The organism is Marinimicrobium sp. UBA4209, from assembly GCF_002381585.1.
GTDB classification, from domain to species: Bacteria; Pseudomonadota; Gammaproteobacteria; order Pseudomonadales; family Cellvibrionaceae; genus Marinimicrobium; species Marinimicrobium koreense.
The window spans coordinates 4701-14534 of record NZ_DFTP01000064.1 but is presented as its reverse complement, the minus strand read 5'-3'; the positions used below and the strand labels follow the sequence as shown (position 1 = coordinate 14534).

Here is a 9834-nt window from a genome sequence, read left to right as displayed (position 1 = left end):
GACGCGCACCCTCCGGGTACTTCAGCGACGAGATATCGTCCCAGGTCTTACCGCCATCCCGCGAGCGAGACAGCTTGGGCCCCCAGTGGCCGTGATCCAGGGAGGCCCAGAGAGTGCCATCGCGAGGATCCCGGGCGGCATAGCAGACCGGAACGCCGGCGTGAAGGATAGGACGGGGTCGCCAGCCCGCCCCCCGTCGGTCGATCATGACGGTACCTTTACGGGTACCCAAAAGGATGGTGTCGGTCATCAGTGTGCCCTCATGGTGTCCAGATACGAGTAGGGCCCGGTCAGTCAGCCCCGGTAACTGGTCGAACGGCACCTCTGATTATAGACAGGGGGCGAAAAATTGCCCGGCGTCGGTGTTCAGCTGCTACGAAGCACGGCCTGGATTTTCTGTACATGCTCCACGACGTCACTGCCTAGCGGCGTGAGATACCCACCGTCCTTCTGGGTAATCAGGCCCTTCTGGTGGAGTTGCTCCGCTGCGGCCACCATCGCGGGGTCGGCGGAGTGCTGGTGTACTTTGAGGCCCTCCTGAGAGGATGCTGAGTCGAACAGGGCCAGCAGGTTGAGTTCGTTGAGGTGGTCTTCAAAAAAGTTCATGGCACTTTCCTCGCGCAGTGTTGATACAGCTCAAATAAACGTCGTTTAACGTTGGTCATTAGGTAAATATGAACGACACTTGAGGTTTAAACAACAGGAATCAGCCCTTGCATAGGAAAATGCAGCTTCAGGCGTCAGCCCGGCTGTGGCATACCTTCGGAGTCTACGATGAGCTACGAACGGTTGTTTGACGAAAGCTATGAACGCGTAGCCGTTGGAGTACGGGACGGGCAGCCGTTTTTTGAGGGCTTTTACCATCGTTTCCTTGCTGCCTCTCCTCTGGTGTCTCACAAATTCCGCCATACGGATATGGTTAAGCAGCGCACCATGTTGAAAAAGTCCTTCTACAGTTTGCTGACCTTTTATGCGAGTGGATCGGTCGATAACGTGCTTGAGCGTATCGCCGCCAATCACAGCTGCAAAGGCCTGGATGTTCCCCCGTTTCTGTATGATCTCTGGCTCGAGTCCCTGATGGACACAGTCAAACGCTATGATCCTCTATTCGACGATGACGTGGAGCTGGCCTGGCGGTTGGTGCTGAGTCCGGGTATTACCTATATGAAATTCAAATATGATCACTGCTGAGAGATTGATCTGCTTTCAGCGTTTTCAATAATAGACAACAACTCAGCGTAACTTCGACAAACAGCATCCGCTTCGGCACACCTGTCGCCATAAAGTTCGCTGGGAATAAAAACGGTATACATGCCGACCTTGGCAGCGCTCCGGATGTCGGCAACTGGGTTGTCTCCGATGAAAATGCACTGATCCGGCGAAACCGCCAGCTCCTTGCAGGCCAGCTCAAAAATGCTGGGGTCAGGTTTTCGGCAACCTACTGCCTCGGAAACGATAATCGAATCAAAGAAGTCGGCTATGCCGAGCGCTGATAGGTTTTCTTCCTGGAAAGGGCTTTTACCGTTAGAGACCAAGCCAATTTTATAGCCTTCGCGAGCAAGCTGCCGAACTGCATCCGAAGCCCCTGGTCTTTCGGCACAAAAATTTCGAAAGTGGTTAAGGTACTCGTCCACCAGCTCGTCAACGCTCTGTGGAATAGAGAATTCGCCTTTCAGGCATTGGTAAACCTGGTCCTTCCAAACCGATCCATTGCTATCGAGCTCGACAAACCGTCCCACAAACTTCTCCGAGTTGTCGATTCCCAGTGAGCTAGTGGCTTGCCAGTGACAGAATCCGATAAGGGAGCTCGCTCTGTCCAGCAGGGTGTTGTCGAGGTCAAACAGTATGCTTTTCATGGGTTGCTCGTAGGAATGAAGTCAAGTGCTGTCTTGTCACTATATAGCATCGAAAACCTTTATCACGAGTGCACCCCTTTATAAATAATCCTAATAAATAACAACGCCACTAATTTCAAATATTGACAACCACTCTGATTTTATTCGAGCTCAGATATTCTGATTGATTATGATCAAATCGCCAATAATAACTAATACATCATTAGTTGATAATGATTATATGACTTAATATTAATTTAAATGATCTAAAATGCTTGCAAATGACCTAAAATAGAATAATAGTGTGCGGTGAATCAGTTGGCTGATCTTTCAGGTTGTTACTACATAACATAAAAATTCAAGAGGAATAACATGAATAAATACCTATGGCTGCTACTCCTGACCATCGCACTTGCCGGATGCGGCGGGGGCAGTAACTCCACCCCCGACAACACTCCCAGTGAGCCGCAAACACCGACCACACCTACCGCTCCCGAAGAGGAAGAAGAGGGCAACGAGGATGTCCCGGACGAAGAAGAGCAGACCGAAGAGGACCAGGCAGAGGAGCCAGTGGTTGACGAGCCGGGTGCCGATGTTCAGCTGTTTGTAGTCGGGGACTCAACGGTTGCCAGCTATAACTCGTCCTCCTATCCACAGGCAGGCTGGGGTCAGGTTCTCCAGCATTATTTCGATGAGAGTGACATTGAGGTTCTCAACCGGGCTCGAGGTGGTCGCAGCTCCAAAAGCTACAAAGTCGATGGCATCTGGGATGACGTTCTGGCCGAGGTGGACGAGGGCGACTATGTGATGATCCAGTTTGGGCACAACGACCGGGACTGGACCAAAGAAGAGCGCTATACCTCCACAGACGATTACGAAGTCTATCTGACCGAATACGTGGAAGAGACTCGTGCGAAGTCGGCGACACCGATACTGGTCAGCCCGATGGTCATGAATGCCTACCGCGACGGTGCACTGCGCAATGTGTTCACCGAGGAAGGCAATGACTATGCAGGTTCCATGGCCAAAGTGGCGACGGATCTGGACGCTGCCTATATCGACCTGAACGCCAAATCCTGGGAGTTGGTGAACTCCCTTGGGCAAGAGCAGGCATCGCATTACCTCTACCTGATTCTGGACGCTGGCGAGTACGAGAATTACCCCGAGGGCAGCAACGATGGCACTCACTTCCAGGAGTCCGGGGCTGTGGAAATGGCTCGTCTGGTGGTGGAAGGCCTTGAAGAACTGAATGGTAATGAGTCCCTGATGACGCTGTTGGACGGAGTAAAGCAACGATACGCCCTGACGGTCGAGCAGGAGGGCGCCAGCGACAGCCTTTACACCCAGGGGAACAACTACCCGGCGGGTACGCCGTTGACCCTCAAGGTGAGAGCTGGGGATAGCGATACCTTTGACGCCTGGTATACCGCTGGCCAGGTGGCCAGTGAAGTCAACCTGTATCAGACGACCATGCCGGTTGGAAAGCTCACCCTGATCGCCGCTTTCAACGGGGTTGTGCCTGAGTTCAATTTTGAGGCCGCGACCGCTTACCTGATTGGTGATTCGACCGTTGCCGATTACGCCGACGGTTACTACCCGCAAACCGGCTGGGGGCAAGTGTTTCAGCATTACTTTGATGAATCCAAAATCACCATCGACAACCGGGCCCTGGGTGGGCGTAGCTCAAAAAGCTACTATGAAAACCACTGGGCCGATGTCAAAGCCAGCGTTCAGGAAGGTGATTTCGTCTTCATTCAGTTCGGCATTAACGACCGAGCGCAGGATGAGGAGCGCAGAGCGCCCACCGGCGGTGTGTTCGAAGGCTATATGACCAATTTCGCGGAAGAGACCCGGGAGCTGGGCGCAACGCCCATCTTTGTGACCACGGTGCGTCGCAACCAATGGCAAAACGGCGTTCCCTACGATGCTTACCATGAACATCCGGTGGTCACCCGTGAGCTGGCCGCCGATCTTGGCGTGCCGCTGGTTGACCTCAACGCAAAAAACAAAGCGCTACTTGAACTGGTTGGCGAAGACTACGCTAACGAGTTTTACTACATGGGCTTCGGTGCCGACCAATACGGAAACGCCACGGCCGCCTCGGACACCGTGCACTTTCAGAAGCAGGGCGCCGTCGAAATGGCACGCCTGGTGGCGGAAGGGCTGGAGGAGCTGAGCGGGGTCAATTCAGTGGCACCCCTAGTCAGTGCGCTGAAACCAACTTTTGCCATGAGTGTGTCGTCACCCACGCCCGAAGCAGGCACTTACTCACAAGCGTTCGAGTATCCTGAAGGTGCCCCGATGACGCTCAAAGCGCTGGCTAACGAAGGCGATGAGTTCACTCAATGGCTGGATGGTGATCGTGCCGAAGCATCTGCGGACTTCATCTATGAGTTTGATACCGCGGCCATGGCTACCAGCTACGAGGCGGTATTCAACAACAGCGAAGGCCTGGGGTCGGTGATGACCAACCTGACCACCGAGTTCGACAATACCAACATCGTGCTGAACTGGTCACTGGAGAATTTCAGCGGCGAGATTACCTATATTGAAATCTACCGCAATGATCAGGCGAATTTTGATGATCGCGAGCGTATTCTCGCCGGTGCCGCCACCAGTGGCAGCTTTGTCGATGAAACCGCCGAAGCCGGCAAAACCTATTGGTACATGTTCAAGGTGGTGCACGATGGCGAAACCACCAACACCGAGGCCGAAGGCGAAATCAGAAAGCCTTTTGTCGATGAAGTGCCCGTGACCAACTTGACGGCCACCATTGTCAACGGTACCTCCGTTCAGGTCTCCTGGAATCTTCAATACTTTGAGCCGGAAATTACGTATATCGAAATATACCGGAACGACGTGCAGGAGCTCTTGGGGCGCGACCGTATCGTTGCCGGTGCCGGCATGAACGGTACTTACCTGGATGAGGCTCTGGAGCCAGGTAAAACCTACTGGTATATGGTCAAGATTGTTCAGAACGGCAATACGATCAATACGGACCCGGAAGCGGAAACCACCATTCCTGAGGATGCGATTGCCGAATAAGGGGGGGGCAGTGAGGCTGGCACGCGAAAAAAGAGGGCTCGCTTACTGCGGGCCCTCTTTTTTTGTGTCAATGGTAGCCAAACAGCTTCTGGCGTTTGATTTTCTGGGCCACCACATCCGGAACCTGATGTTCCCACCCGGATTGGCCAGAGCCGATCTGTTCAAGCACGTTCGGGGAGAAAATATCCAGGTAGTCTTCGTTGTACCGCTCCAGTTGCACGATATGGCTATTGTCCAACAGGTGCTGGTAGAGGTGGCGAAGGGGCTTGGGAACCTCAAGGTTGTCTGCTTTGATCAACTGGGCAGTGTTCGGGTCGCGATAGGGGTAGATATACAGTTTGACCTTGTTTTTGAACAGCCGGCCGAAGCCTTCCAAAAGGCCCCCGGGAAGGTCTTTATAATAGCTTTCCTCAAACAGCTCGGCGAGGCTGTGGGCGCCCATGGTAATGCCGATGCGGCCCTGGGTGTTCCGGCTGAGGTAAGACGCCAGACGGTGGTATTCCGGGTAGTCCGAAATCATCACTGTGTGGCCGGCGGCCTCCAGTACCTCGGCCCGGCTGATGAAATCGTCCAGATCGACGTCGCCCCCGGCGTTCAGGTTCTTCAGGGCCATTTCCATAATGGCGACCGTCTCTCCGGATTCGGCTCCGGTCTCGGCTTCCATGGCGGTCAATGCGGAGTCGAGCATGTCGATATTCACATGGGTCACCGGGCGAAAACGTCCCCGCTCCACCAGCACGGATTTCTTGCGCAGGTGCTCGGAGGGCTGAAGCACGCGGCCGTCGGCGGCAAACATGGCGGCATCACTCAGGCCCAGCTGAACCAGGCGCAGGCTGAGAACGCGATTGTCCACCTGCTCAAAGGCTGCGCCGGAGAAGTCCACCATATCGACTTCCAGGCGATTCACACTGAGGCCGTCGAGCAGCGATTGCACCAGCAGGTCCGGATCATCGCTCAAAAAGCAGGCGCCATAGACGAGGTTCACGCCGACGATGCCCAGGGCCTCCTGCTGCAACGCGTTTTCGCTGTCGAGCATGCGCACATGAATAATGATTTCGCTGGCCTGGGCGCCGGGCTCGGCCTGGAAGCGTATCCCCAGCCAGCCATGGCACTCGTTGGTGCCATGGTAGTTGCGCGCGGAGACGGTGTTGGCAAAGGAAAAGAAGGCGGTACTCTCACCCCGGTCTAGCGCCAGGCGCTCCAGGGTAAGGTCGTACTCGTAGGTGAGCATGGATTCCAGTCGCTCCCGACAGACGTAGCGGGCGCATTTGCCGTAAATGGCATCGCTCACCGTCATATCGTAAGCGGAGATACTTTTTGCAATCGTGCCCGCTGCGCCTCCGGCCTGAAAGAACCACCGTACTACCTCCTGCCCCGCGCCAATTTCGGCAAAGGAGCCGTACCGGGTGTCCTCCAGGTTCAGTTTCAGGGCTTTTTCGCGCGGATGCTTGGGATGGGGATCCATAGGGGCAGTCTCTCCTCGGGCTGGGTGGATGAGGCAAATGTGCAATCCTCATCCTAACCCACAAGCGGCCGTGAGGCTATGGCAGCGGCTTTACCCCTGACTCCCGGATTGCCTGTCTTAGTTGCCCTTCATGCAGACGTACACCGAGTTGGTCGATTCGCCGCTTTGAAACGGGTTATAGAAAGAAACCACGTTGGATTCCACACGCTCGAACACTGTTTTCAGCAAGGCTTCAAAGCGCGCTTCCGGCAGGTTCTGGGACCACATGGCGAACACACCCTTGGGTTTGAGCTTCGCCGCCATCAGCCCCAGGTTTTCCGAGGTGTAAAACCCGGCGTTACCGGAATTCAGGTATTCGGTGGGGGAGTGATCGATATCCAGAAGAATCGCATCGAAACGCTTGGTTGGGTCTTCCGGGTCAAAACCGGCCTCGGGGTCCGTTGCCAGGTCAAAGAAACTGTCCAGCACGTAGTGGTTGCGCGCATCGGCATTGAGTATTTTCCCGAGCGGCACTTTTTCGTCGCGATGCCAGCCAATCACGGTATCCAGGGCCTCGACCACAAACAGCTCGGAAATCCGCTCGTCCTTGAGTGCCGCCACAGCGGTATAGCCCAGGCCCAGGCCGCCCACCACAACACTGAGCGGGTCGCCCTCCACGGCCGCCAGGCCCAGCGTGGACAGGGCTTCTTCGGCTTCCACAAACATGCTGGACATCAGGAATTCATCGCCCAGCTTGACCTCATAGATGTCCCGGTCGCCAAAGGCGGGCATGCGGCGACGGCGCAGGGAGATCTCCCCGAGCGGGGAGTTCTGGCTGTCGATTTCTTCAAACAATGCGGGCATAGTCGTTTCGTCTCAAGCGACGCGCGATGCGCTTTTATTCCTCGCCTTCCGGCGTGATGGATAAGATGTAGGCCGCCAATTTCTCCCGGGTCTCCTGTTCCAGGAAGTTATGCGCAGGCATGGCGTGTTCGCCCCATTTGCCGGAGCTGCCATTGGCGATGGCGCTGGCGATGTAGGCCGTGGGGTCATCCAGGTCGCCGTACTTCTGCTTGATGGCCAGGAAACTCGGGCCCACGGAGTCAGCGCGCTCCTGGTGGCAGGCCACACAGCTGGTGTCTTTGGCGGCCGCTTTACCTTCGGCGATCTCAAGCTGGGCTTCATGCCCGATGCCGTCGTTGCCAGCGCCGGAGGCTACCTCATCGTCGTTCAGCTCGCCCAAGTCAGCGTTCGCGTCGTATTCCACCACGCTCAGCTTGGCCTCTTTACCGCCAGCCCACCACTGGGAGCCGTATTCCAACACCCACAGGCGGCCATCGGGGGTAATTTTCAGGTCCAGCGGCCCGGCAAAGTCGACATTCGGGGCCAGGTCTTCGATTTTGACTACACTGTCGTACTCATCCAGGGTGACGACCTTGATCCAACTGCGCATAAAGTCGCCGATGATCAACTTACCCTGATAGTAGGCAGGGTAGGCCAACTCACCGGAGTTCGGGTAGACACCGGCCACCAGGGCGTTGCGGCCGCCCTGTCCCAGTTCGGGGAAGCGCTCGGAGTTGTTGTAGGGGTACCAGATCAGCGCCGGTTGGGCCGGTGGCAGTACCTTCAGCCCGGTGTTGCGCGGCGAGAAATTCTCTGGCGCCAGGGGATCGAACAGCTTGCCACTGGTTTCTTTCTCGTAGTCGTACATGCGGTAGGGAATATTGTTGCCCACCATGGTGGGCCAGCCAAAGTTGCCGGCTTCGGTCACTTTGTTGATTTCATCGTAGCCGCGCGGGCCGAAATCGGCCGTTTCTTCCTTGGCGTCGGGGCCGATATCGCCGTAATAGAGCGTGCCGGTGCTCTCATCCACGGCGATGGTGTAGGGGTTGCGGGTGCCCATCACATAAATTTCGGGGCGGCCCTGTTCCGGGTCCTCGAACAGGTTGCCCTCGGGAATGCGGTAACCGCCGTTCTTGTCCGGCTGGATACGCAGGATCTTGCCGCGCAGGTCCTGAGTGTTGCCCGCGCTGCGCAGGGCATCGTGATGCGTGCCTTCGGCGGTGTTGTTGATCGGACCGGAGCCGTTGGACTCGAAGGGGTTGGCATTGTCCCCCAGGGCGACGAACAGGTTGCCGTGCTGGTCAAACTCCAGGTTGCCACCGGTGTGGCAGCAGGTGTCGTCGTTGGGGATGTCCATCAACACCTGCTCAGAGGCCATGTCCACGGTTTTTTCGTCCACCTTGAACTGCGCCAGCCGTTGCAGCAGATCGTGCTCGCCGCTCTCGTCCGGCAGGTTGTACATCGCGTAGATCAGCCCGTTCTCGGCAAAGTCGGGGTCGAAGGCCACCGCAATCAGGCCAAACTCGATGTTTTTGGCAGGCGCGAACACTTCAAACTCGGCCATTTCGGTCATTTCCCGGGTGCCTACATCCACCCAGAAGAGCTTGCCCTGGCGCTGGGCGATCATGGCGGCGCTGTAGTCCTCGGTCACATCAAAGCTCACCGGCTCGTTCAGGTCATCCACCAGAATGTCGCGCTTGAAGCGGCGGGGGTCCGGTTTCACCTCGGCGTAATCCAGCGGCCGACGTTCGGCCAGGGCATACTCAAGCCCCCCGTCCAGGTGCTTCAAAAATAACGGTTCGCTGAACATCTCGATGGTATGGCCCAGGCCGGTGTAGAAGGCCCGCCCACCGTCAAAGTCGTGGTACCAGGCGATAGGGTGGTAAGCGCCGTGCTGGCCGCCCTGGTAGCTGCGCTCGTCAAGGGTCAGCAGGTCGGTGCGGCGATCGGACAGCTGCTGAAAATCGTACCACTCGTCCGCCAGCCGGAACTGCGCCGGTAGCGTTTCGGTGGCCGGGTGATGGGAGTTGACCACCTTGATGGTGGCCGCCTGCACGTCCGCCGGGTCGCTGGGGTGGGATTTGAACGTCGCGCCCAGCAGGCGGCGATACCAATGCCAGTCGCCCTCGGTGTCCGCCGCCGAGTGGATGCCCACAAAGCCGCCGCCCGCCTGGATGTAGCGCTCGAACGCCAGTTGCTGCTGTGCGTTGAGCACATCTCCGCGGGTGTTGACGAACACCACCGCCGCCATCGTCTGGAGCTGCTCATCGGTAAACACGCTGGCGTCATCCGTTGCCTCTGCTGTCAGACCGCGTGCCTCCACCAGATCGGTCACTGCCTGGACCCCGGCCGGGATCGACTCGTGCTGCCACTCGGGGGATTTGGAGAAGATCAGCACAGAGCCCAGCAGGTCGCCTGGCTGAGTCGAGGTGGGCTTTTCCGCGCCCTGGTCGGAGTCAGAGCACGCAGTGGACAGGGCGCCCAGGAGCACCAGGGCGAAAACAGCGAAAATACGAGGGGTATTTACAGTCATGGGAAAGTTCACATTGCCGTTGGGATGTTATTGCTCGCCTGTTTATTGGGTACGGGCTGAGTGTGGAAATCGGTAGGGTGCCACTATAAACCAGACGTGGGAGCGATGCGAGTCGGGGTGACTATTAGGGGGCA

The 9834-nt window shown here is 56.8% G+C and carries 7 protein-coding genes and 1 pseudogene; 2 read left to right on the top strand and 6 right to left on the bottom strand.

Annotation, left to right across the window (positions count from 1 at the left end; all coding sequences use genetic code 11):
- Positions 1-250: pseudogene (locus B3187_RS09135) on the bottom strand (hypothetical protein); the annotation flags it as partial.
- A 116-nt stretch (positions 251-366) separates the two neighbouring features.
- Entirely contained in the window at positions 367-606 is a 240-nt protein-coding gene (locus B3187_RS09130; protein WP_024460766.1) for a TIGR02647 family protein, read from the bottom strand.
- A gap of 168 nt (positions 607-774) precedes the next feature.
- Here B3187_RS09130 and B3187_RS09125 point away from each other — a divergent pair, with 168 nt between their 5' ends.
- The gene (locus B3187_RS09125) at positions 775-1191 is read left to right on the top strand and encodes a globin (protein WP_286805914.1); all 417 of its coding nucleotides are present in this window, start codon (positions 775-777) and stop codon (positions 1189-1191) included.
- Here the strand turns inward: B3187_RS09125 and B3187_RS09120 are convergent.
- Positions 1182-1856 (bottom strand): HAD family hydrolase, encoded by a 675-nt coding sequence (locus B3187_RS09120; RefSeq protein WP_286805912.1) that lies wholly within the window; start codon positions 1854-1856, stop codon positions 1182-1184. The genes B3187_RS09125 and B3187_RS09120 overlap by 10 nt on opposite strands.
- A gap of 351 nt (positions 1857-2207) precedes the next feature.
- Between B3187_RS09120 and B3187_RS09115 the strand changes: the two genes are divergently transcribed.
- A complete protein-coding gene (locus tag B3187_RS09115; RefSeq protein ID WP_286805910.1) occupies positions 2208-4880 on the top strand; it encodes a GDSL-type esterase/lipase family protein in 2673 nt (890 codons plus the stop codon).
- A 67-nt stretch (positions 4881-4947) separates the two neighbouring features.
- Here the strand turns inward: B3187_RS09115 and B3187_RS09110 are convergent, their stop codons facing one another.
- From B3187_RS09110 to B3187_RS09100, 3 genes are all read right to left on the bottom strand, one after another.
- Positions 4948-6345 (bottom strand): hypothetical protein, encoded by a 1398-nt coding sequence (locus B3187_RS09110; protein ID WP_286805909.1) that lies wholly within the window; start codon positions 6343-6345, stop codon positions 4948-4950.
- A gap of 117 nt (positions 6346-6462) precedes the next feature.
- Positions 6463-7188 carry a spermidine synthase gene (locus tag B3187_RS09105; RefSeq protein ID WP_286805907.1) on the bottom strand — a complete coding sequence of 242 codons (726 nt, stop codon included), beginning with the start codon at positions 7186-7188 and terminating at the stop codon, positions 6463-6465.
- 34 nt (positions 7189-7222) lie between these two features.
- Positions 7223-9700 carry a ThuA domain-containing protein gene (locus B3187_RS09100; protein ID WP_286805905.1) on the bottom strand — a complete coding sequence of 826 codons (2478 nt, stop codon included), beginning with the start codon at positions 9698-9700 and terminating at the stop codon, positions 7223-7225.
- Positions 9701-9834: the final 134 nt, after the last annotated feature.

What these genes read in the sequence shown, in the direction of transcription:
- B3187_RS09110 (WP_286805909.1), bottom strand. Translation starts at nt 6,345, where the DNA reads ATGGATCCCCATCCCAAGCATCCGCGCGAAAAAGCCCTGAAACTGAAC.
- B3187_RS09115 (WP_286805910.1), top strand. Translation starts at nt 2,208, where the DNA reads ATGAATAAATACCTATGGCTGCTACTCCTGACCATCGCACTTGCCGGA.
- B3187_RS09130 (WP_024460766.1), bottom strand. Translation starts at nt 606, where the DNA reads ATGAACTTTTTTGAAGACCACCTCAACGAACTCAACCTGCTGGCCCTG.
- B3187_RS09120 (WP_286805912.1), bottom strand. Translation starts at nt 1,856, where the DNA reads ATGAAAAGCATACTGTTTGACCTCGACAACACCCTGCTGGACAGAGCG.
- B3187_RS09100 (WP_286805905.1), bottom strand. Translation starts at nt 9,700, where the DNA reads ATGACTGTAAATACCCCTCGTATTTTCGCTGTTTTCGCCCTGGTGCTC.
- B3187_RS09125 (WP_286805914.1), top strand. Translation starts at nt 775, where the DNA reads ATGAGCTACGAACGGTTGTTTGACGAAAGCTATGAACGCGTAGCCGTT.
- B3187_RS09105 (WP_286805907.1), bottom strand. Translation starts at nt 7,188, where the DNA reads ATGCCCGCATTGTTTGAAGAAATCGACAGCCAGAACTCCCCGCTCGGG.